At 37.4% G+C, this 23,618-nt stretch carries 25 protein-coding genes; 16 read left to right on the top strand and 9 right to left on the bottom strand.

Going from position 1 to position 23,618, the window contains the following annotated elements; all coding sequences use genetic code 11:
• Positions 1–160 precede the first annotated feature (160 nt).
• Together AMD27_RS13010 and AMD27_RS13015 are read left to right on the top strand one after the other, a co-directional pair.
• On the top strand, positions 161–1,330 hold the full coding sequence (locus tag AMD27_RS13010) for a nucleotide sugar dehydrogenase (RefSeq protein ID WP_067661270.1): 1,170 nt from the start codon (positions 161–163) through the stop codon (positions 1,328–1,330).
• Positions 1,327–2,349, top strand: a complete 1,023-nt coding sequence (locus AMD27_RS13015; RefSeq protein WP_067661272.1) for an NAD-dependent epimerase — start codon at positions 1,327–1,329, stop codon at positions 2,347–2,349. The genes AMD27_RS13010 and AMD27_RS13015 overlap by 4 nt, the downstream gene beginning before the upstream one ends.
• A gap of 89 nt (positions 2,350–2,438) precedes the next feature.
• On the opposite strand, the gene AMD27_RS13020 is transcribed toward AMD27_RS13015, so the two are convergent.
• The 4 genes from AMD27_RS13020 to AMD27_RS13035 all read right to left on the bottom strand — a co-directional run bounded on the left by AMD27_RS13020 (position 2,439) and on the right by AMD27_RS13035 (position 8,509).
• A complete protein-coding gene (locus AMD27_RS13020; protein WP_067663009.1) occupies positions 2,439–3,317 on the bottom strand; it encodes an ATP-grasp fold amidoligase family protein in 879 nt (292 codons plus the stop codon).
• A 132-nt stretch (positions 3,318–3,449) separates the two neighbouring features.
• Positions 3,450–4,376 (bottom strand): branched-chain amino acid transaminase, encoded by a 927-nt coding sequence (locus tag AMD27_RS13025; protein ID WP_067661274.1) that lies wholly within the window; start codon positions 4,374–4,376, stop codon positions 3,450–3,452.
• Positions 4,377–4,402: 26 nt separating this feature from the next.
• The gene (gene glnE / locus AMD27_RS13030; RefSeq protein WP_067661277.1) at positions 4,403–7,153 is read right to left on the bottom strand and encodes a bifunctional [glutamate--ammonia ligase]-adenylyl-L-tyrosine phosphorylase/[glutamate--ammonia-ligase] adenylyltransferase; all 2,751 of its coding nucleotides are present in this window, start codon (positions 7,151–7,153) and stop codon (positions 4,403–4,405) included.
• A gap of 93 nt (positions 7,154–7,246) precedes the next feature.
• The gene (locus AMD27_RS13035) at positions 7,247–8,509 is read right to left on the bottom strand and encodes a sensor histidine kinase (RefSeq protein WP_067661279.1); all 1,263 of its coding nucleotides are present in this window, start codon (positions 8,507–8,509) and stop codon (positions 7,247–7,249) included.
• A 1,217-nt stretch (positions 8,510–9,726) separates the two neighbouring features.
• Here AMD27_RS13035 and AMD27_RS13045 point away from each other — a divergent pair.
• From AMD27_RS13045 to AMD27_RS13055, 3 genes are all read left to right on the top strand, one after another.
• Complete coding sequence (locus tag AMD27_RS13045; protein ID WP_067661282.1) at positions 9,727–10,152, top strand: organic hydroperoxide resistance protein; 426 nt, start codon at positions 9,727–9,729, stop codon at positions 10,150–10,152.
• Between the two features lie 10 nt (positions 10,153–10,162).
• Complete coding sequence (locus AMD27_RS13050; RefSeq protein ID WP_067661284.1) at positions 10,163–10,594, top strand: MarR family winged helix-turn-helix transcriptional regulator; 432 nt, start codon at positions 10,163–10,165, stop codon at positions 10,592–10,594.
• A gap of 119 nt (positions 10,595–10,713) precedes the next feature.
• Entirely contained in the window at positions 10,714–11,346 is a 633-nt protein-coding gene (locus tag AMD27_RS13055; protein WP_067661286.1) for a glutathione S-transferase family protein, read from the top strand.
• Positions 11,347–11,449: 103 nt separating this feature from the next.
• Here AMD27_RS13055 and AMD27_RS13060 read toward each other — a convergent pair whose 3' ends face one another.
• Genes AMD27_RS13060 through AMD27_RS18775 form a run of 3 tightly spaced genes read right to left on the bottom strand, consistent with a single transcriptional unit; the run spans position 11,450 to position 14,087 of the window.
• Complete coding sequence (locus AMD27_RS13060; RefSeq protein WP_067661288.1) at positions 11,450–12,262, bottom strand: tetratricopeptide repeat protein; 813 nt, start codon at positions 12,260–12,262, stop codon at positions 11,450–11,452.
• On the bottom strand, positions 12,252–13,694 hold the full coding sequence (locus AMD27_RS13065) for a LysM peptidoglycan-binding domain-containing protein (RefSeq protein WP_067661290.1): 1,443 nt from the start codon (positions 13,692–13,694) through the stop codon (positions 12,252–12,254). The genes AMD27_RS13060 and AMD27_RS13065 overlap by 11 nt, the downstream gene beginning before the upstream one ends.
• Before the next feature lie 3 nt (positions 13,695–13,697).
• A complete protein-coding gene (locus AMD27_RS18775) occupies positions 13,698–14,087 on the bottom strand; it encodes a hypothetical protein (RefSeq protein ID WP_067661292.1) in 390 nt (129 codons plus the stop codon).
• Between the two features lie 88 nt (positions 14,088–14,175).
• Here AMD27_RS18775 and AMD27_RS13075 point away from each other — a divergent pair, with 88 nt between their 5' ends.
• Positions 14,176–14,874, top strand: a complete 699-nt coding sequence (locus AMD27_RS13075; RefSeq protein ID WP_067661294.1) for a hypothetical protein — start codon at positions 14,176–14,178, stop codon at positions 14,872–14,874.
• Positions 14,875–15,363: 489 nt separating this feature from the next.
• On the opposite strand, the gene AMD27_RS13080 is transcribed toward AMD27_RS13075, so the two are convergent.
• Positions 15,364–16,425 (bottom strand): phage portal protein, encoded by a 1,062-nt coding sequence (locus tag AMD27_RS13080; protein WP_067661295.1) that lies wholly within the window; start codon positions 16,423–16,425, stop codon positions 15,364–15,366.
• Entirely contained in the window at positions 16,422–18,203 is a 1,782-nt protein-coding gene (locus AMD27_RS13085) for a terminase large subunit domain-containing protein (RefSeq protein WP_067661298.1), read from the bottom strand. Before AMD27_RS13085 ends, AMD27_RS13080 begins: the two co-directional genes overlap by 4 nt.
• A gap of 141 nt (positions 18,204–18,344) precedes the next feature.
• On the opposite strand from AMD27_RS13085, the gene AMD27_RS13090 reads away from it, so the two are divergent.
• From AMD27_RS13090 to AMD27_RS19405, 10 genes are read left to right on the top strand one after another with little or no spacing between them, the layout of a single operon-like run.
• Complete coding sequence (locus tag AMD27_RS13090) at positions 18,345–19,229, top strand: GPO family capsid scaffolding protein (RefSeq protein WP_067661300.1); 885 nt, start codon at positions 18,345–18,347, stop codon at positions 19,227–19,229.
• Between the two features lie 18 nt (positions 19,230–19,247).
• Positions 19,248–20,276, top strand: a complete 1,029-nt coding sequence (locus AMD27_RS13095) for a phage major capsid protein, P2 family (RefSeq protein ID WP_067661302.1) — start codon at positions 19,248–19,250, stop codon at positions 20,274–20,276.
• On the top strand, positions 20,276–21,103 hold the full coding sequence (gene gpM / locus AMD27_RS13100) for a phage terminase small subunit (protein WP_067661304.1): 828 nt from the start codon (positions 20,276–20,278) through the stop codon (positions 21,101–21,103). Before AMD27_RS13095 ends, gpM begins: the two co-directional genes overlap by 1 nt.
• A gap of 5 nt (positions 21,104–21,108) precedes the next feature.
• On the top strand, positions 21,109–21,516 hold the full coding sequence (locus AMD27_RS13105; RefSeq protein WP_067661306.1) for a head completion/stabilization protein: 408 nt from the start codon (positions 21,109–21,111) through the stop codon (positions 21,514–21,516).
• Positions 21,513–21,716: a tail protein X gene (locus tag AMD27_RS13110; RefSeq protein WP_067661308.1), complete on the top strand. Its 204-nt coding sequence runs from the start codon at positions 21,513–21,515 to the stop codon at positions 21,714–21,716. The genes AMD27_RS13105 and AMD27_RS13110 overlap by 4 nt, the downstream gene beginning before the upstream one ends.
• A 38-nt stretch (positions 21,717–21,754) precedes the next feature.
• Positions 21,755–22,129, top strand: coding sequence for a hypothetical protein (locus tag AMD27_RS13115; protein WP_067663012.1), 375 nt, complete (start codon positions 21,755–21,757; stop codon positions 22,127–22,129).
• Positions 22,130–22,139: 10 nt separating this feature from the next.
• On the top strand, positions 22,140–22,661 hold the full coding sequence (locus AMD27_RS13120) for a glycoside hydrolase family 108 protein (protein WP_067661310.1): 522 nt from the start codon (positions 22,140–22,142) through the stop codon (positions 22,659–22,661).
• Between the two features lie 2 nt (positions 22,662–22,663).
• A complete protein-coding gene (locus tag AMD27_RS13125) occupies positions 22,664–23,059 on the top strand; it encodes a phage tail protein (protein ID WP_067661312.1) in 396 nt (131 codons plus the stop codon).
• The gene (locus AMD27_RS13130) at positions 23,059–23,496 is read left to right on the top strand and encodes a phage virion morphogenesis protein (protein ID WP_067661314.1); all 438 of its coding nucleotides are present in this window, start codon (positions 23,059–23,061) and stop codon (positions 23,494–23,496) included. The genes AMD27_RS13125 and AMD27_RS13130 overlap by 1 nt, the downstream gene beginning before the upstream one ends.
• Positions 23,493–23,606: a Com family DNA-binding transcriptional regulator gene (locus AMD27_RS19405; RefSeq protein ID WP_081399729.1), complete on the top strand. Its 114-nt coding sequence runs from the start codon at positions 23,493–23,495 to the stop codon at positions 23,604–23,606. Before AMD27_RS13130 ends, AMD27_RS19405 begins: the two co-directional genes overlap by 4 nt.
• Positions 23,607–23,618 lie beyond the last annotated feature (12 nt).

Consider the following 23,618-nt stretch of genomic DNA (forward strand, 5'->3'; position numbering starts at 1 on the left):
CAATATCATACCATTAAGTTTGGAAAAGTTATTGCCTTGCGATTTACTCACATCATAATTTGCACGAAAAGAATATGATATTATGAAGAGATCCGCCTTTTTCAGCACATAAGTCATCATGTGCCATACAGGTCATACATATCATTGCCATCAGGTTAATATGAAAATAGCAGTTGCAGGAACCGGTTACGTTGGATTATCTAATGCCATGATCTTTGCGCAGCACCATGAGGTTGTTGCCTTGGATATTTTAGATAGCAAAGTTGAGATGCTGAACAATAAAATTTCACCCATTCAAGATCAAGATATCTCAAATTTTCTACAACAAAAACAACTTCATTTCACAGCGACCACTGACAAACATTTCGCCTATCAAAATGCGGATTTTGTCATTGTGGCAACGCCGACCGACTACGACACAAAGACCAATTATTTTAATACGCAAAGTGTCGAAAGTGTTATTGGTGATGTGATTAAGATTAATCCTGATGCCATCATGGTCATTAAATCCACAGTGCCAGTCGGTTTTACGCAAAAAATCAAAGATCAGTATCAAACCCATAATGTTATTTTTTCACCTGAGTTTTTACGTGAAGGTAAAGCATTACACGATAATTTATATCCTTCACGGATTATTGTGGGTGAAAAATCTGAGCGTGCACAAATTTTTGCAAACATGTTGATTGAAGGTGCGATTAAGAAAGATAGCCCGGTGTTATTTACCGATTCGACTGAAGCTGAAGCCATCAAGTTATTTGCCAATACCTATCTGGCCATGCGTGTTGCTTACTTCAATGAATTAGACACTTACGCGCAAACCTTTGGACTTGATACCCAACAAATTATTGAAGGTGTGTGCTTAGACCAAAGAATTGGCAATCATTATAATAATCCGTCTTTTGGTTATGGTGGATATTGTCTGCCTAAAGACACCAAACAACTCCTCGCAAACTACAATCAAGTCCCCAGCAATTTGATTCAAGCGATTGTAGACTCGAATCGAACTCGTAAAGACTTTATCGCGGATTCTATCTTAGAAAGAAACCCATCCACCGTTGGGATTTATCGTTTAGTGATGAAAAGTGGCTCAGACAACTTCCGTGCCTCAGCGATTCAAGGCGTGATGAAACGTCTTAAAGCCAAGGGGATTGACGTTATTGTTTATGAACCGACTTTGAGCGATGCTGACTTCTTCAAATCTGAGGTGGTAAACGATTTGAATATATTTAAAAAACGCAGCGATGTGATTATTGCTAATCGACTATCGCAAGATTTAAGTGATGTGGCTGATAAAATTTACACACGAGATATTTTTGGAGGAGACGAATGAAAGTCTTAGTGACAGGTGCCGCGGGTTTTATTGGTTTTCATGTCTCAAAAAAACTGCTTGAGCGTGGCGATGACGTGGTCGGTATTGATAACTTTAATGCTTATTACGATCCTGCGTTGAAAGAAGCTCGTGCTGAACTTCTTCAACTGACTGCCCAAAGTAACATCGGTGAATTTACCTTGATCCGAGGCAATATTGCAGATAAATCGATAATCGATGACTGCTTTACACAACATAAATTTGACCGTGTCATTCATCTTGCCGCGCAAGCAGGTGTGCGATATTCGCTCGAAAACCCGTTAAGTTATGTAGAAAGCAACATTATTGGCTTTACCAACATTATTGAAGCCTCTCGTTATGCAAAAACACCGCATTTAACTTATGCAAGCACCAGCAGTGTATATGGTGCCAATACCACCATGCCATTTAGTGAAAATCATGGCGTTGACCACCCCATTCAGTTTTATGCAGCAACCAAACGTGCCAATGAATTGATGGCGCATAGTTATAGTCATCTGTTCCAGCTTCCCACCACAGGTTTACGCTTCTTCACTGTGTATGGTCCTTGGGGGCGTCCTGATATGGCGCTGTTCAAGTTCACTAAAAATATTATCGACAATAAATCCATTCCAGTGTTTAATCACGGCAATCACACGCGTGACTTTACCTTCGTTGCTGATATTGCCGAAGGTGTCATCCGTTCTAGCGATCAAATTGCTCAGCCCAACCCGGATTGGAACAGCAAGCATCCAGATCCTTCGACCAGTCATGCGCCCTTTAGAATCTTTAATATTGGCAATAATAATCCAGTGAAGCTGATTGAATATATTCATGCCATTGAGAAAGCGGTCGGCAAAGACGCTATTCTTGATTTATTGCCATTACAACCGGGTGATGTTCCTGATACGTTTGCAGACAGTACTGCCCTTGAACAAGCCGTAGACTATAAGCCATCAGTATCTGTTCATGATGGTGTCAAACAATTTGTTGACTGGTACCGAGATTTTTATAAGGTTTAAAACCAATTTACATTGCAATAAAAAAGTCCAATTCTCTTATTGGACTTTTTTTATGACTTGAATTCTCAGACAAAGTCTAGAAAGTTAAATTATTGATTTTTCCAATATTGTCCCAGTTTTAAATCCCACTCTTTGGGTTCAATCACCATACGACCTGCATTGGGTGTCAGCGTAATTTCACTAAAAAAGACCTTATCCTGGGAAAGTAAAAAATCAATTCGGCTATACCCTGATTCGAAACAGAGTTTTTTAGCCAATCCGATCATTTCTTCAAATTGCGAAGGTTTAGCAATCTCATCTGGTGCATTATTTTTAAGATCAACCTTGAACGATTGCAATTTCCACTGGGTATCATAAATATTTGAATAACACTCTGAGTCAGCCTTTTCAATATCAATCTCAACGAACTCAGGCTGACCTTCAAAGCAATGTACGCGACAAGTCGTTATGGTATAGAGCTTTGAAGCGTCTCGATAAAGCGCAATATAGGTCTCAGCAATAATCATTGCTGGAACATTCTTATAATGCCATTCACGTTTCATGACATACATATTCATGTTCATATGCTGTTTAAGTTTCTGCTTCGAGCAATCAAATGCGAAGTTATTCTTATTTTTGCACACGACCGCACTTCCACTGTCGTGGCTACACTTTAAAACAAATTGATCTGGTAAAGCATCAAAATCTATCTCTTTGCAATCTTTGTAAACCGCAAGTAACGGGACAAGATAATTTTCACCAATTTTATCAATGACGAATTGTCGAACAGCCAATTTGTCAGCGAGTTGGGTATGCGTAGCATCTCGATCAAAAATCATTCGTGCTGTTACTTTTTCATTGAAGCTCTGCGGTTGATTGAAATTTGGTACATAGCCTAATTTTTGAATAAAACGTTTTGTTAGATATTTTTCATCAGAAACAAAATTAACCCTCAATGACTTAAATTTATAAATTATATTTTCAAACATGAATTCAGATTTCATAGGAATAGCGCAAGCATTATACGCAATGATTGGATTTTTAGAATATTATTGATGTTTAATCATTTATTATTTTGATTAAAAAACCTCTCAAATGAGAGGTTTTTTAATCAATTTGGATTACTTCACGTAAGTCAACCAATGTGCATATTTCGGATCTTTACCTTGCACAGCATCAAAATACGCTTTTTGAATTTGTGTGGTAATCGGGCCACGTGTACCTTCACCAATTTGACGGTCATCATATTCACGGATTGGTGTCACTTCGGCAGCAGTACCTGTGAAGAATGCTTCATCTGCAATGTAAAATTCATCACGAGTAATGCGGCGTTCAATTACGTCATAACCCAAATCTTTTGCAATGGTGATAATGGTTTGACGAGTAATACCGTCTAGCGCACCACCTGCAACATCTGGAGTATGAATGACGCCATCACGGATCAAGAAGACGTTTTCGCCAGAACCTTGACATACATAACCTTGTGGGTCGAGAAGCATGGCTTCGTCATAGCCCGAATGTGCCACTTCCTGATGTGCAAGAATAGACAGCGTGTAGTTACCCGACGCTTTTGCTTTACACATGGTCACGTTTGGATGGTGATGGGTAAATGAAGAGGTTTTCACACGAATCCCCTTCTCCATTGCTTCTTCACCCAAATATGTACCCCAGCTCCATGCAGCAACCACGGCATGAATGGTGTTATCTGTTGCGGCAATTCCGAGTTTTTCTGAACCGATAAAAATAATTGGACGTAAGTAACAAGATGCGAGTTTATTTTCACGTACCACATCAATTTGCGCTTGTTCTAATGTTGCTTGATCAAATGGAACTTTCATTTGATAAATTTTTGCTGAATTAAGTAGGCGCTTGGTATGTTCTTTTAAACGGAAAATAGCCGTTCCATTAGGAGTTTCATAAGCACGGACACCCTCAAACACACCCATACTATAGTGTAAAGTATGTGTTAGGACGTGAGTTTTCGCTTCACGCCAGTCAACCAATTGTCCATCTTGCCAAATAAAACCATCACGATCAGCCAAATTCATGACTTAAACTCCAAATGTATACTGAATTATTCACTATCCAATGCGAACACCGCAGTTGGATCAATTAATCTTTGCCACAATTTACAAACGACCTCTCGGGTATCAAACCACTGCGCAGCACTGACTTGCATATTTTGGTTTGCAAGGGCTAGGCTGTGACTCTCGACTCGTTCACTCAGATAGGCATGAATCAAGGCTGAAGCATCGTCACTGGATAAACAACGTGCTTTGGCAGCATCTTCTAAGATTCGTACATTGTCGGAATAATGGGCGAGATCAGGATTCGTCCCACTCCAGGCTAACACGATATACTGTGCCATAAATTCGATATCAACGATACCACCTGCATCCTGTTTTAAATGAAAAATTCCATCTTTTTTCTGCTCCTTAGATGAGCCAAGATGATCTTTCATTTTTTGACGCATGTTTAAAACTTCAGCACGTACTTTTTCTTCTTCGCGTGGCAATGTTAAAACTCGACATCTTAATTGCTCAAATTTTTCGCGTAAGCTTTGCTCACCTGCAATCGATCTTGCACGTACAATGGCTTGATGCTCCCACACCCACGCATTTTTCATTTGGTATTGCTCAAATGCTTTTAAGCTGGTGACCAGCAGTCCCGCCTCACCTGATGGTCGAAGGCGTGTATCTATTTCATAGACACGCCCGTCCAGTGTTTGCGTGGTCATCAGAGACATGAGTTTCTGTCCAACTTTCATGGCAAATTCAAAACCACTAATTGGCTTTAAACCATCTGTATCGGACTGTTCATCCATATAATGAATAAACACCAAATCCAAATCTGAACCATAGCCCAACTCAATTCCACCGAGCTTACCATAACCAATTACAGCAAATGCAGTACAATCAAGTGTACAGCGTTTCCCCTCAGCATCCAGCGGATAACCATGCTTCTTGGCAATCATTTGATAAGCCAGATTCAAACTGGCTTGAACAGATACTTCAGCAATATCGGTTAAGGCATCTGAGACGCGCATGAGTGGACTTTCTGCCAAAACATCACTGGCTGCAACTGTCAATACATTGGATTTTTTAAATAAACGTAGCACACGCATTTGATCTTCGACTTGATCAATTTCAATACGCAGCAATTGTTGTCTTAAAGAGTCTTCCAAGTCTTGGCGTTTAGGCAGTTCAAAATCCATCGAGAGAAATTCATCCAACAACACTGGATAATGGGTGAGTTCCTCACAAATCCAAGGACTCACGGTCGACATTTTCACCAAGCGTTGTAATGCACCTTTACTCTCAATCAACATCACCAAATACACCGTACGGCGCATGACAGATTCAACCAAAGGCATTAGTCTAAGTAACGCAACTTGAGGTTTATTGGACTGTAAAATCGCTTCAATCAAATGTGGCCAGAACTCTTTTAAGCGCTGAACCGCTTTAGCAGGTAATTTTTTAATGGCATGACCATACCAAAACTCATGAATCAAGTTCTTGGCATGATCATCTAAAAGATCATTCAGTTTTTGCTCTAAATGCTCAAAGCCCTCTGTCGGTGAATCTTGCGCTTTGTCTTTAATCAAGTTCTCAAATTGGTAAATAACTTTTTGACGTTTATCATTTAAATCAATTTTAAAGGCATCCCAATTTTCAAAACCTAATGTTTCAAAAATACGTGCTTGTAAATCTGGCTCCGTCGGCAAACTTTGGGTTTGTTGATCATTCAACGCTTGAATTGCATGCTCGACACGTCTTAAAAATAGATAAGCATCTTTAAGATCAATCACTGCTTGCTCATCGAGCAAACCGACTTCACCCAGATGTTGAAGACTGACTAGGCATTGGCGATCTTGAAGCTCTAATTTAGATCCACCATAGATAAGCTGAAAGACTTGTACAATGAACTCGACTTCACGAATTCCGCCTGCACCCAGCTTAATATCATCTTCAATATTACGCCGTGCCACTTCACGCGCAATCATGACCTTCATTTCACGCATGGCTTCAAATGCGGTGTAATCCACATATTTACGAAATACGAAAGGTCGCGTCATGCTCAGTAAATCTTTACCGTGCTGACCTCCTGATACGATCCGCGCTTTAATCCATGCATAGCGTTCCCACTCTCGCCCATGCTGACTTAAGTATTTTTCAAGTGCCACATGGCTAATGGCGAGTGCAGAGCCATCACCCCATGGTCTAAGTCGCATATCCACTCTAAACACAAAACCTTCGGCGGTTATATGCTCGAGCAGATAAATGATTTTTTGCCCCCAAGAAATACAAAATTGCTGAACATCAATGCATTTTCGACCATTGGTTTCACCTTGCTCATCAAAAGCAAAAATCAAATCAATGTCACTGGACAAGTTGAGCTCTTGTGCGCCCAATTTCCCCATAGCCACCACAATTAAATCTTGAACATGACCGCTAACACTGATCGGCTCACCGTGTTTGGCGACCAAAGGAATACGAGCAAAATCTTTCGCGGCATTAATACTGGCATCGGCAAAATCTGAAAGCTCACGAGTCAGTGTGACCACATCGATTAGCACATTGGCATCTTGCCAAATCCAGCGGAACATTAACCGCGCACGAAGTAGACGTAAACTGCGCATCCATTGGGTTTCATTCTGAATATCGAACAACTCAGTGTGCACCCACTGATGAATATGGTCAGTTGAAAGCGAACTTTGAAACTGATCAACTGCATAATCTTGTTCCAATATCTCTCGATGTAAACTCAGAACCTGCTCAGCATACTGACTGGCTCTTAATGTTTTTTGCAATTGTGCAGCATTCATCCAAAATTGCCTTCGATTGTATTTATGAATCTTTTATAACAGCTCAAAAGCAGTTTTGGAAAAATTAATTCAAGATTTCCACGCAGGTTAAATCTAATTGTTCATCATTTTTTTTGATGGCATCAGACTTTGATGAGCATTCATTGCTGCGGGTAAAATGACTTTAAAGGTGGTTCCGTCTCCCTCTTTTGAAATCACTTCAATTTGCCCCTTGTTCAAATCGACAAAGCGCTTGCATAACACCAAGCCCAAGCCTGCACCTTTCTCACCCGATGTACCTTTTAAGCTGACCTGTAAATTGGGTTGAAACAAACCATCGATTTGCTGCTGCGTCATCCCTAAACCTGTATCTCGTACGGTAATTTCAATACCTTCAACACATTCGGCTGCTTCTATATAGACACAACCACTGCCATCCACATTGGTAAATTTCAATGCATTCGACACCAAGTTTTGAATCACTGAGGTGATCATATTGATATCTGCATAGACTTTTAAATGGCTGGGCGTGGTTTCAATCAACTGGATATTTTTTTTCATTGCTAATGTGTTCAACACCTCATAAACAATACGCGTGGCTTGCTTCAACTCAAAATTAATCGGGTGATAAACAAATCGACCGCCTTCTGCCATGGCCCAATTGAGTAAACTTTCCAACAAGTTATAGGTTGAATGCGCAGTGTCATTTAAATAATCTGCAATATTTTGAATGCTGGACTCATCTAAGGTTTCACGTTCTTGGGCCAAAACCTCTGAAAAACCCAATAGACCATGAAACGGAGCACGTAAGTCATGCGCGATAATTTGAAAGAATTTGGTCTTACTAAAATTTAACGCAGATTGCTGTTCATAAAGCTCTTTAAGCTCTTCATTTTCCAAACGAATTTCAATAATTCGAATCAAACTATTTGCAAACTCATGTACCACTTCTAATTTATCTTCTAAAAATGGTTCAATGGCGTCATCAAATAAAAGCACTTGACCAATAGAATGTCCGTCTTCTTGTTTTAAATCAAAGGCAATAACACGATAATGCTTAACACCTAATTGCGTGATATACGCTGAAAATTTGGCATAATTTTGATGTTGTGCGCCAAGCGTCGTTTGTCCATCAAAATACTGGAGCAAATCAACCGATTTTTTTGCATGAAATGCTTTAAACCCGTTTGATGAAGAATACCAAATATAAGGTTCATGATGAAATGCCAAAACAGCACAGTCTGCGTTTAAAATACTTCGGGTAAACTTTAAAAAACCATCAATTTGATTTTTTGGCGTAAATACGCCCAATAACAAAGATAATTTGCAAGCACTGAGTTGATCCGCTTGATCTACTTCTATGAGTTGTAATTTCATGCTTGAACCTATAAGGAAAATACAGATTGATATGACAAACTGATACAACGCCACGCGTCTTGTCCAATTTTGCGACTGTTAAAACCAAGCAAAAAAAAGCGTACGAATTGTTCTAAGATTAATACATAAAATTACATTTTTAAAGACATTTTACATTGTCCAATTTACCCATTTTATCTTATTGATTTTTATTAATTTAAATTGAAATCATTTGTTTGTAAAACCCAAAGAAATTTATCAAATGGTTTAAATAACTGTATTTAAAAAAGATGAACAATTAAGCGCTGCGCCATAAAGATGAGGTCCGTTTAATCGATATCAATGCACAACCGACTGATTTAAAAAGTGACCCTTTATATCCATCCATTTTTAATCGGCAATAAAAAACCCCAAGACTGAAAGTGCTTGGGGTTTTTTAGAATTTGGTCCCGAGGGTCAGAACCTTAATAGATATTAATATCAAAGAATTATCACATTATTGTGGAAATACGTGGACGTAAATTGTAGATAACTGCATCAAATTGACAATTAGAATGAGGCTATTGTCAAAGATGAGTAAGAAAACTTTTTAAAATTTCAGGTCATAAAAAAAATAGGTTACTTTGGTTACCAATATTATTTTATACAGTTATCTATATGAATATAATAAGATTATTTACTATTTATAAAAGTTACTTTTAGGTTACTTCCGAGTTACCAGTAACCCGTTTTTTAGGTTACCATCAGTAACCTATTAACCCTATGATTATTAATAATTATTTAATTTTAAAATCGTCTTGGTAACCCGTGGTAACCTTATAAAGGTTACCACTTATTTTATTAAATATTAATAACTTATGTACTGTTTCAAATATTGGTAACCTAAATTGAACTTTTATTTTTAGACTTATTAAATTGATCAAATGTCGCAAATTAATTAAAGTCATTTTAAGTGCATCAGATCGCATCACTTTGCATCAAATCTAATCCCTAAATATGTCTTTAAAGGCTTATGTACTATTGGTTTAGACTATTTTTTCTTCTGCATCAAAATAATGACTTTTAGAAAGACTGTGGAGGCGAGAGGGAACTGCATTTGGATTAACTCCAAAGTTTTTGTTATATAACCTTGAACTTAAAGAAAATTTATAAAGCATAGTTTTTAAAATTTGACATAGCTATAATATTAAGCAATTATATTGCTATCAATTTAATTGCTAGCTAAATAAGGCACCATAATGAGTACTCTATATTCAACACAAGTTAAAGCAGTTGGCGGTCGTAACGGAAATGTACATAGCGAAGATGATTTATTAAATCTTAGTCTTGCTTTACCAAAAGCACTAGGTGGTAAAGGTGATGCAACAAACCCTGAACAATTATTTGCAGCAGGTTATGCATCTTGTTTTGGTAATGCTGTTATTCATGTATCACGAAATAAAAACAATAAGGTTCGAGATAATGATATTGAAGTAATTGCCACAGTTGGATTGAAATCAAATGACCATGGTGGCTTTGCCCTAACAGTAGCATTAGAAGTAACGATTACAGATCTAGATCAAGAAACTGCAGAGTTAATTGTCAGTGAAGCCGATAAGGTTTGCCCTTATTCCAATGCAATTCGGGGTAATATAGAAGTTACTATCACTGTAAAAATTCGATAAAGATTTCTATATGTCTAATGATCATCTAAAGCTAGATAAGCAGTTATGTTTTCCTCTATATGCTGCATCAAACTTGCTAGTAAAAGTATATAGACCTTTACTGGAACCTTTGGGTCTTACGTATTCTCAATATTTGGTAATGCTTGTGTTATGGGAACGTGATTCTGTAAGTGTGGGTGATCTTGGCCATTGCTTATATTTAGATAGTGGAACTTTGACACCATTACTTAAGCGGATGGAAAACTCAGGTTTTATTAACCGTCGAAGAGATTCAAATGATGAACGAAGAGTTCTAGTCTCGCTTACGGCTAAAGGATCAGAGATAAAAGAACTGGCTGTAAATATCCCTAATAAACTTTCTGAACAGTTAAATATATCTGATATTAGTGAATTAAGAAGTGAAATACAGTCTTTAGTGCAATCCTTAGCAAAAGCCACTTAAATATTCCATCTATTTACTACCCAAGCCCATGATTTAAAATATTTTTATAAAAAATCGATCGACTTGTAAAAATTATCTAGCTAATTACACCACTCAAGTTTTAAAAGGTAGAAATTGTTTTGATTACATTACACCATTTAGACCAGTCACGTTCTTTTCGCATACTTTGGTTGTTGGAAGAAATTAAACAACCATATGAATTAAAAAAATATTATCGAGATTTAATCACACATTTAGCACCAGAATCTTTAAAAGTTATTCACCCGTTAGGTAAATCTCCAGTTATTGAATGGAATGGAAAAGTAGTTATTGAGTCTGGTGCAATTGTTGAATTATTAATTCAAAAATTAGCGCCTCAGCTAGCACCTGATCTTGATGACCCAGATTATGTCGACTATTTACAGTGGATTCATTTTTCAGAAAGTTCGGCAATGGTGCCCTACTTGTTAAAAATATTTAATTCTATTGAGAGTCAGCATGGTACTAAATTAGTATTTTTAGAAAATTATGCCCAAGTAGAATTTGACAAAGTTTTTAGTTTTTTAAATGGCTATTTAAAAGATAAAAAATACTTCGTTGCAGATCGTCTAACTGGTGCTGATTTTATGATGGGCTTCGCATTAAATAGTCTAATTTACCAACTAAATCAGGCTGAAAATTATCCGTATATTAACCGTTATGTAGATGGTTTAACAAAGCTAGATAGTTGGAAAAATGCTGTTAAAATTGAAAACTCTTTAAGTTTAGATTGAGAAAATTAAATTCAAGGTTTAACAAGATTCACAAAAATAGGAGATTAAATCTCCCATTTTTGATTTCGTATGAGGTGTATTATGTTAATTTTAGATAAGCTAATTAATATTCATTTGGATGTTCAATATACCATTTAAGATTTTCTTGTGCTTTAGGGTCACCTAACTCAGCTAAAGGTTTAACCATTTCAATTGCTTTAGCCACATCCCTACTCACACCTTTGCCACTAAAATACATTTCGGCCAATTGAATTTGCGCTAAGCTATAGTCTTGATTTGCAGATTTAGTGAGCCACACAAAAGCTTTATTATAATCTTGTTCAACACCTTCACCATAATAGTAGGCTTGTCCAATATTAAATAAAGCACTTGCATTATTAGTATCAATATCTATAGCTTGAGAAAAATATTCTAATGCTTTTTTATGGTCTTGTTGAAATACAATCCCCTCTGAATAGTAAGTCCCTAACAAATTAATAGAATCAGCATGATTCATTCTTGCCGCTTTTTCAAAATATGGTAAAGCTTGCTTATAGTTCCCTTGTAAAAATTCAAGTATTCCTAAATTGTGTATCCCTCCAGCATAATTTTGATCTGCTGCTTTACTAAACCAATATTTAGCCTGTTTTAGATCAGTCTCACCCCAAAAACCATGTTGGTATCCATTCCCTAAGGCATTTTGGGCTTTAGTATCACCTTGATCCGCAAGTTGCTTAAGTATTTTATAAGCATCATCATTTTTATCTTGATCAAATAAATTTTGTGCTTTTTTAAATAAGGCATCTACTTCTTGTTGATTACTATTATTTTGTAATTTTTCCGTATTAGTAGAGTTACTACAAGCCACTGAAAAAAATAAAGATAAAACCAAAATAATAAAAATGGAAAAAAAATTCTTTTTAGTCTTAATCCACATATTCAATCCCCTTTCCTTGACCTTTCATCAATCGCTCATTTCGATCATATAATAAAATAGGAATAGTATAGGATTTGGCGACAGAGTGAGTTATTGAAACTGGTTTTCCTTCCACTACTTTTTTAACTTTTTTAGCACTTACATCAAAAGTGTCCTGAATTCCTCTACTTCTAACATCCCTTTTTACCGCATTTCCGTGAGTGTCGACATCATCTACTGTAGCGTAACCATTTACCCGACTAATAGAGTAATTACCCACATTTAATGTATTCGTCAAAGTTAAACCACTTCCAGTTAAATCTGAGACATGCTTGGCTTTTACATTCAATGTTGTGCTTCCCATTGAAACACTCACATCTTTTTTCAAACTTTCTTTAAGTTTTTTTTCATCTTTAAGTAATTCAGCTATTTCCTTAGCATTTCCATTATTAGTTAAATGAGGCATTTTACTTGGATCAATTTCACCACTAGCTCCAACAGAGGCAAATAACATCCAATCACCATTATCATCATAAGCAATACCTATATCCAATGCACTTCCAATAAAATATAGAGCACCACTAAAAGTTATAAAAATCTGTTTTGCTGATGGTTCTTTTGGTTGATACTGTGTGATTGCTAATCCATCGTTTTTGGAAAAAAGGAGCTCTTTTTTCATAATTTCAGAAATATATTGGGATCGATTATTTTTTACTTTTAATATTTTCCCTACTTGAAGTTTATTCATTTCAGATAAAAGGATATTATTTTGCATTGCAATCAAACTTGGACTCACCTTAAATTTCTTTGCTAAGCTTGATAAAGTATCCCCTGATTGAACCTCATATTTGATATCTACAAAATCATTCGGATTACTAGGTTTAATTGATACTTTTTCTTGTTTTTTTAAGTTACCAATATAAATTTTTTGCCCAATCTTAACCTTATTTTGATCTTTTATATCGTTATTCCTCATAAGCTGCTGAAGATTCTTGTTAAACCTTTTAGCAATAATTTCTAAAGTATCTCCTGACTGCACTTGATAATAATCAGATACATGATTAGAACTACTATTAGATACTGTTACAGCCTTTCCAAGTTTACTAACAGGGATTTCTACTATTAAAGGGTATTCAATGCTTTTCAATTTAAGGAAATTTACATTCACGTGTATTTTTTTCACTAATGTCCATTGATTGAATGGTGTCGGTTTTCCTTTAACTAGCACTTCAATGGTACATACTCCTGGTACCTTAAGGGCTTCTGTTTCCCCTTTTATATTTGTTTTTTTTATAAATTTTAAAGGAATATTTTTTATAGTTGGCCATTTTTTATCAAAATCTGGCGTCCACTTCAGAAGATCTTTACTAGTTTGAATTCTATATTCTAAATTAGGAACAATATCTTTAGAACCAAAATAATAAAATGTGATACGACAATTTAAATCTGCCACTGTTTAATCTCCTTGATCATCATTTGGTTCTACAAAAAATTCCTCTTCAACAATAAAATTAGGATGATCGATAAAAAGATCTAGCTCTTGTGTATCTTCAGTAAATATTCTTTTTGTTCTTCCTCTAGAATCTAAAAGTCCTTCATGAAAACTACCATTATTCTTATAAACCCTATATTTTGTATTGGAAAAATCAGATAAAGAATCTAACTGACTTAGATCAAATCTCATACTTTTTCTGTCAATTTCTTTTACACTGGGTAATATAGGAAGTTCGTAATTTGTATGTTCGCCACTCTTAAAAAGATGCTGTCCAGCTTTAGCCTCGAACTTTCCAGGTGTAATCACTGTAATACCATTTTTATTAATAATAATTTGAGAACCACCAGCCATAGGTCTACCTATCTTTATAAAATTCAAAAATTAAGCGCAAATTTGGCTTAATATAAACACCTATCAATTCAATGCTTTTAACTTAAATATGACTTTCATTATCGCCATTCAACTGAATGATAGCATCGTTGTTGCTGCAGACAATAAAGAAGTCGTTTTAAAGGCAGAAGAAATAGGCAATTTTAACCAACGGCATACATTGAAACTGAATGCTTGGGGCAATGGGATCATCACTGGTACAGGTGAAAGCTATGTGATCAGTCGATCTATGGAACTATTTAAGAAATTAGCTCATTCAGATATTGATAAATTGCCTCAATGTTTAGAAATATCAAGGCAAATAAGAGAGCTAGAAATAGGTGCAGGCTACTTTCAGGTTGAGATTACTAAGCTGCTATGTTCCAGCTATAGCAACCGTGGTGCTCAGCTTTATAAAATCGAACGGATCGATAATGATAAAAGCTATACGATGACAGCTATAGAGCCCATGGATATTACTGTATGGATGTTCAATCCTAATGTGGAAACAATTACAGCAGATTTAAAAAACTTATATCTCGATCTTAAAGATTACTCAGCCTTTTCAAACAAAATAGATTGGATGAATTATTACATCAATCGAATTGCACCGATCTATCAAAAGCAAAGCCTACAAGATTCCTTGATGAGTCAGAGCTTCGATATTTTCTTTCAAAGCAAAGATGAATACGTGTTTGGCCATATTCCCAATACTCAAACTACAGCTTTAGAGTTTAGTGAAATTTCCACTAATTTTGGTTCCATTTAATATAACGGGCATTATACGAAACGCATCTTTAAGATTTATTTAAGATCAGTAGCTTACATTGAGTCATATCCTCTAGAACGACCTCGTTCAACCGACTTAGAAACAAGTCGGTTTTTTTTAAGCAAAACTGGTATCTTTTGCCAATAAAAATGATCACCATTTAATCAATTTTAAGTTTTTTTCTATGTTATCAATCCATCCATTGCCAAAAATATCCCCAATTTCCGCGGATAAAATAGGGATAGTTTTTACTCAATTTTGTACGCCAAAGCGTACAGTGATTTAGGGGTTTTGCGTCTATACGACCATCCCCTTATTTCCTATCATGAGGACATAGAGAGCAGGATGCTCCAGATAAGAATAAGAAAAGACAGCAACGGAGAATGCAGGTACGACAGGAGTTATACCGAAAGCATCAAATATGTAAAAAAGCCCAACAGGATGTTGGGCTTTTTTATTTTCAAAAATTTCTATAGATAAATAACTAGACTACTCACTCAGTGATAAAAGCTCGTATTCTTTAAACCTTATGACTTCAATCCCCAATCTTTCATTAATCTGTTTCAGTAAGTTTTGATAAAAAACTATTTCATTGTAATAAAAAACCTTTGCAGCCTTTTCAATATCACCAAATCCACCTGCATTTTGTGGAACAACTCCAATGAGTTGCGGTGGAATTCGATGCCCTGCAAGTTGGTCATCACGACTGGCGATCTTAATATTATAAAATTCATCCTTTGCCGCAACTTCAGCCAGTGGAATGACTTTGACTCCATCTTTAGTTCCACCTGGTGTATACACCAATAAATTCTTAAAATTGCCTGCGCCTTTTGAGTTTTCTAACGAGTCCTCTAAATCGTCTACATCTTGCTGAGTTTGAAGCGCATCAGTCATGTGTAGAATAAAACCTGCATGTGCACCATTTTTATAGTAACGACGACGGAACAGTGTTGCAGCCTCATTGAGTAAAATTGCATTCACACTACTCAAATAATTGGGGATGCCATAAATTTCTTGACCAATATCAGTTTCAAAAATATGAATCATATCTTGAGATTCAAATTTATGGTTATTGATCTGGTCATAGCCCAATTGATAATAACTTGATAAGTCCAATGCCCTTCGCATATTCAGTGCCGGTCTAGATCCAAGTCCGACAATCCCACCAAAACGATTACGTTTTACATGTACATAACAATTGGCAAAGGTTAAAAGATTCAGAGCTAAGGCATTAAATTCATGTCGACTTAACAACGGATGAGGAATGTAATCACTGGTCAAAATATTGCGTTTCACAATCAAGGCACTAGTGTGGTGACTGGTTGCTCGAAACAACTTTGCCGTAGCCAACATATCGTAAGGTAATTCATACCAATCTAACCATTTTGGACAATAGCCATATTCAAACAAAGCATGGCCATCCAGTACTGGTTCTGCTTCCCCAAAATTTCTGCAAATCACTTTGCTTCTAGGAGCAGCTGCAGCCCGTTCTTGATTTTGCAACAAACCAAACCGATCCAATTGCTGATGTAGCATTGATTTTATATTCATGATTTAAATACTCTGATTCGGCTACGTGCTGCGCCTTGTTGAGATGGATCTGTAATATCGATAATCGGTGCTTTTTCTAAACCATTCATAATTGCCCAAGCTATATCACCATGGCCATTTTCCGCAGAGCGACTGGTGACTAAGGTTTTGTTGCCCCCTCCACTGGTCATGGCTTTTTTAATTGAAAGAAAAGCTTTTGCTACGATCGTTAAGCCAGCATCAAAATTAAGTCGTCGTTTTTGAAATAATTCTTTCGCTCTAAGACCCATTCGAATTTTTAATTCGGGGTTATAATTCAGTCGAGTGAGTGCAGGAAAAAATTTAGAAACATACTCTGAAACAGCAAGGCCATTCCCTGTGTTATCAATCCCAATAAAGGTAACGTTATAGCGTCCAAAGACTTTTTTAATATATAAGGATTGCTCTTGTGCCGTTTGGCCTTTGAATTGCTTTACTTCAAGTACTCGATACGGTGACAAAGACGTGGGCGGTGGTGCAATCACGGCAAGTGCAGCATTATCTCCTGTGAAAGATGGATCGTAGCCAATCCAGACTTCGCCTTGATAATGCGGTGTTTCATTGGGATTAAAATCGTTCCAGATTTCCCATGAATCCACCATATTAGGAATGATGTCCTTTAGTGGAAAATAAGAACCAGAATCATCGATAAAATCACAATCAAATAAATTGGCAAATTCTTCGTCGCCATATTCTGCGAATAAGTCATCCCGATCAAATAAGTCACACCCTTTAGCTTCAGCATCATCCAGAGTCACAATTTGACGCGTCTTTCTATCCGCGCATTTCAAAGGTAATTTTAAAGCGACTTTACTGACATCAATTTCAATCGGCAATTTACGTTTACTGTCTGTACCTGTCCAAAATGCATAGGCTTCATGCAAAATACTGGAAGGTGTAGACATGTATATTTGCTTATACATCTTCTGCGATGCCATTGCAGATGCGACTTTTTTGAACTTTAAAAAACTGCGAATCCAAAAAAATTCATCCATGATGACATCACCATGACGACCTTGTGCTGTTAAAGCATTTGTTCCTAAGTAATATAAACTTGCTTGGCCATTTGGTCCGTTGACAACGATTGGATCTCCAGTCAGTTCAACCCCGATCACTTCTAAACAAAACGCTTTGATGTATTCAATAAACTGAAAGGCTTGTGCTCTTGAAGCAGACATAAAGATTTTATTCTTGCCTGTTTTAAGTAAGTCAATAAATGCCCATAACGCAATAATATAGGTCGCCCCAATTTGGCGTGATTTCAACAAAATAAAGATTCTTGACCATGAAATTGCATCCATCCACTCTTGTTGATATAAAAATAGAAAATCATTAAATGCTTGTTCAAGTAAAACTAAATCTTCTTCAGTAATTTGGTTTTTAAGCTTTCTCTTCTTCGGCTTATCGTTACGATTTTCAAGTTTTGGATTGAGATCCGCTTGAGTTCCCCCTTGACGGTATCTTTCAATTTTCGCCCATCGTTCAAATTGAACACCAATAAAATCCATTTCTTTGTAATTTGCATTGCTTTTATTTTCCATAAAAGTCAGTACTAAATATCGAACTTTAAGCCCAAGTGTTACATCATCAAATAAATCAGATTTCTCCCATCCTTCACGTTGTTTCCAACTTTCAACTGTCGCCCGATTTTCATCAATTTGTTTGGCAATTTCAGACACAGTCATGCCCATGGCAAATAGGATTCGTCCATGTTGGCGTGGGTTTAGATTCTCAAAAGTCAAAGGATGTGCTGTATTCATGCGCTTAATGTAGCGCTATGTGCTCATTTTCAACGAATAACAAAATCCTGCTTAAGCGTTAAGCAGGATTCAAGTCGTTGCGACATCACTGTCTTCACAAGCAGACTGCATATATCAGAAACATAGACGGAAATTTAAATAATGGGACTACCAGGAGAAGGACGTGTAGAAAAACGCTTTCGTGTTGCCCGTGAAGGTCAAACGGTCGATGGTCGTGAATTGAGTCGTCAAGAAATTCAAGACATGGCGGATACATACAATACTGAACACTATGCAGGGCGCATCAACATTGAGCATTTTGCTGGCTGGTCGCCTGAACCACCATTCAATGCGTATGGCGACATCATCAAAGTTGAGGCAGTTGAAGAAGGTGGAAAACTTTGTCTTTACAACACTATTTCTGCACTGCCCAATTTTGTGGCCATGAATAAAGATGGACAGAAAATATTTCCTTCAATTGAATTTTATCGCAATTTTGCAGGCACAAATAAAGCCTATCAAGTCGGTCTTGGCATGACTGATCAACCTGCATCACTGGGAACCCAAGCCATTAAGTTTTCATCAAATCAATTTTCATTACGCACTCAACCCGATTCGGAGATTTACATGTCACTGACAGCTCCCACTGAACCAAACCATTCAGTTCCAACCGATCAAAAAGGTTTCTTCAAACAATTAAAAACTTTACTTACACCCACAGCAAAGCTGCCTGAAGTTGAAGAAGATTTTAAAGCAGTCGTGACTCAAGGTTTAGTGACGGCTTTAAATGGTATTAAAGACCTCAATGAAAAATTTAGCACCTTAAATGCAACACCTCCTGTGGCCACAGCACCAGTAAGTCAGCCCGCACCTGTTACCCCAAATACAGAACAGTCAAATACGTCATCAGATGCGTTGAGCCAAGTACTCACACCTATTTTGCAATCGATTCAAGGCTTACAAACTCAGCTCACTCAACTTTCAACGACTCCAGTCAATAATCCACCTGTAGCTGCAGGCGGTGATGCTGACCGTGTTGATTATTAAATAAGGAATTTTTCAATTATGGCAGTCGTTCTTAGTCCCATCGCACGTACAAAATTATCCGCTTATATGGCTGATATTGCCCGTGCCAATCAAGTAGAAGATGTTAAACATAGTTTTGCCGTTCAGCCTGTACCTGAACAAAAAATCATTGCTGCTTATCAAGAGTCTGCGGACTTTTTAAAGCAAATTAATGTTTATCCCGTCGATAATGCCAAAGGTCAAAAAATTGGCTTACTGATCGGTACCACCATTGCAGGTACCACAGACACCCGTGTCAAACCACGTACACCTACAGCAGTCGGTACGCTCGATTTACTGGATGAATATGACTGTACTCAAACCAATTATGACGTTGCTTATTATTGGTCACTACTCAATGCATGGAAACACCACCCAGAATTCAAAGCCAAGCTTCAAGCAATGGTCATCAATGCCGTTGCATTAGATAAGCTTTGTATTGGTTGGAACGGTATATATCGTGCTCCAACCTCTGACCGAGTAGTCAATCCACTTTTACAAGATGTTAAAAAAGGTTGGTTGCAAAAAATTCGGGAAATTGCCCCTGAGCAACATTACGAAGGGATCGATGACGGTACGGGCAAATTGGTCACCCAAATTGGTGCAGGCAATGAGTTCAAAACGCTTGATGGTTTAGTCGAATATGCCGTTGAAGAATATATTGCTGTACAACACCGTGAAAGTGGCTTAGTCGCTATTTGTGGTCGTGGTGTATTGAGCGATAAATACTTGCCATTGCTGAATACCATTCAAGATCCAACGGAACAATTGGCAGCACGTACCATTTACGCCAATAAGCAGCTCGGAACTTTACCTGCGCTACATGTACCTAACTTCCCTGCAAAAACAATTCTGATCACTCATCCTAAAAACCTGTCGATTTATCTTCAGTCAGGCACTTTGGTCCGTTCTATTGCAGAACAGCCTGAATGGGATCGTGCAGTCGATTTTCAATCAGTAAATGAAGATTTCGTAGTTGAAGATTACACCAAATGTGTATTGATCGAAAATATTGAGGTGCAGGCCTAATGTCAACAAATTCAATGCGTGAGCATCGTGAAAAAATGCTCGCAATTAAAGCGCAAAACCAAGCAAAAAGCCAAGACCCACGCTTGAAAAATAAAAAAGTGTTTATGGGTATTGATCTTGCAACGGCAGAAGCGGATAAAACCGCAACCGTTCCACCTTCACCAACGGCAAATATTGAATTGCGCTTGTTCAGTCACATGAACCAATTGAAAGAAACTAAATCTATTCAAGATCGTATTGAGAAGAAAAAGCAATGGTTGCCTGAATATCTGGGTTACATCGATGGTTGCCTAGCAGTTTCTCCATCAGCTCAAAATACAACATTAGTGAATTTAATGATTTGGGCAGTCGATGCAGGCGAATATGAACTTGCAGTTCGTATTGCTGAATATGCAATCTTAAATGAAATGGTGATGCCTGAAGGTTATAGCCGAGGCATTGCAGAATTTGTAACAGAGCAATGTGCGATAGATTTTTGTGATGATTCCGACCTTGCTATTGCCCATGCTGAACTGATTAAAAAAATCATTGAACTCGGTGTCGGTGAACAAATGGTGGATCAAGCCCGCGCCAAAATTTACCGTGCATTAGGGGATGCATTAAAAGAAGCACAACCGATTGAAGCGCTCAATGCTTATAAAAATGCTTTGCGACTTGATAGTAAAGTGGGTTGTAAAAAAGACATGACAGCCCTTGAAAAACTATTAACGAAGCAAACAACCGAGTCGTCTCCCGACGCCACTGTCGGCTCGCAGGCTGATACATCTGCAGATCAAACTGCGGATGCTTCAGTACCTGCGTCCACCGACTCCACAGCTACGGAGTAAGTTAAATGCTACTCAACGCACCTGTAACCGATAGTGAAGTGCAAAATCCTGATCCAATACGTCCCAATATCAGTATTTCAGATTTGTTAGGACAGGTGCGTTTAGATCAATCCAAGGGTGAAGTTCTGCTGACTGAAAAAATCATGCTTGCGATGGATAACATTAATGACCAAACACTTTTACTCAATATCGAAACTGAAACTCAGATTAGATATTACAGACGTGCAGTGTGCTATGAAGCAGCTGCATTGATTTGTGAAGATAATCTAGATTTTGACACCACCACCACTGGGCAAACTCGTGCTGAAAATCAACAAGTCAAAACACAGGCTTTACGTCGAACAGTGAATTACAGCATCGGTAAATTAATCAGTAAAGGCAGACCAAGACGAAATCGAGTGAGCTTGATATGAATCAAATCAAAGCCATGCAAAACGATACCTTTGATTCAATTGCTTATCGCTATTACGGCAATCAGTCAGTGGTGATGTTACCTGCCCTACTTGAAGCAAACTCAACTTTGCAACAAGTCATTTTACAAGAACATCAAGTCATTAATTTACCTGAACTGGTTCAAGCTCAACGACCACAGACCATCAAATTATGGGATTAGTTATGTTTGAACGCTTAACTTTCCTCAAGGGGAACCCGATGAATGATCCGCTGTCAATAAAGGGATTACCTTGGCTTTTAAAAATTATTGCAGCGATCATGGGTGCAATTCTCGCTCTCATCTTAAGTGGTGATATCGATACCCAAGGCCGTATAAAAATCACCATCGGTGTGATTTTAAAATTTTCGATTAGTGTAACCATCAGTTTATATGGTGGAGCTGCATGCATTGAATATTACCAATTACAGCAATATTCACACATGACTCAAGGTTTTGTGATGTTGCTTTTTGCAGTATTTGGCATGTTACTGATTGGGATTTGGTATCAGTCCATGCAGTTACTCAAAGGTAAAACTTTCAGTGAAATTATTGTTGAAGTGAAAGCTGCATTTGCAGCGATGTTTAACAAATAAGGAAATCATTATGTCACTCACATTTGATCAAGCCTTTGAACGTCTCATCGGTCATGAAGGTAAATTTACCAATGATCGACAAGACCGTGGTAACTGGACGACGGGTGTTATTGGTAAAGGAGAACTCAAAGGCACAAAGTATGGTATTTCTGCCATGACTTATCCTGATCTGGATATCAAAAATTTAAGCCTTGTTCAAGCCAAAAATATCTATAAGCGAGATTGGTGGGACAAGATCAATGCTGAATCACTCCACTCAGCGATCATATTTCAAGTTTGGGATTTTGCCATTAATGCAGGTATGGGAACAGCCAAACGAAAACTACAATTGGCTGTTGGTGTATTGGATGATGGCATCATCGGTAATCTCACCATCAAAGCCATCAACAAAGCTGAATTGAATGATATTTTATTGAAATTTAATGCAGAACGGTTGAAATACTACACCAGTTTAAGCACTTGGCCACGCTACGGCAAAGGTTGGACTTTACGTGTCGCAGGTCAACTTAATTATGCAGCAATGGACAATTAATCATGAAAGCCTTAATTCCATTAAAGCCTTATTTGCAAGAAAAATTGCCTTTAATGACTGCAGATAAATGTCATCTATTTATTGTGAATGGTACACAGGCAAAAGGCTATATGGAATATACGGCTCGATTGCTGTTTTTGGATTATCGCGGTGATCCGATTGAAGTCATTATGCAGATTCGGGAATGGCTCAAGCTTAAAAAGCTGCATTTAGACGTCACAGGTAATGATGTTCAAATTTCATTTAGCTCTGAAATTATTGATACCGATACTTTTGATCTTGAAGTTGATTTTCCACAGCGCGATAAAATCGTGATGGACCAAGATGGGTACCATGTTTGCCCAGAACTGGAGTGGAGCGATATATCTGGAAAATTTATCCCTGTAGGGACTGAATAATGGATGCTTATTCTGGATTAAATCACTGGCTTGATCAATTTCTTCAGCATCTTGAACCAGCACAACGTCGAGAATTGATGCGTCGTATTTCACAAGGATTAAGAATACGCTCTAAAGACAGAATTAATCAGCAGCGAGATCCAGACGGTAATCGTTTTATTCCACGTAAACGCAATCAAATTGGAAGTAAAAAGCGTCAAGGCGCATTATTTCAAAAGATTGGTAGAGACATAAAAACTGAATATTCTGCAGATCATGCTGCAGTTGGTTTTGGTGGACGTACTGCACAAATTGCGGAAGTCCATCAAGAAGGTAAAACCATTAAGCCTAGTCGTTATGCCAAAGCCACCAAGTATCCTATTCGTGCATTGGTCGGTTTTAGCAAAGACGATGAAAAATGGATTGAATCTGAAATACAAAAGTTTTTAATAATATGATCGAACTCAGATGTAAATGCGGAAAATTACTGTGTCGCATTGAAAAACTCACAGTAAAACTAGAAATAAAATGTCCTCGATGTCGAGTACTTAATCATTGGAACGCCTAGAGCGTCAGGTTA

Source organism: Acinetobacter sp. TGL-Y2, assembly GCF_001612555.1.
Lineage (GTDB): Bacteria > Pseudomonadota > Gammaproteobacteria > Pseudomonadales > Moraxellaceae > Acinetobacter.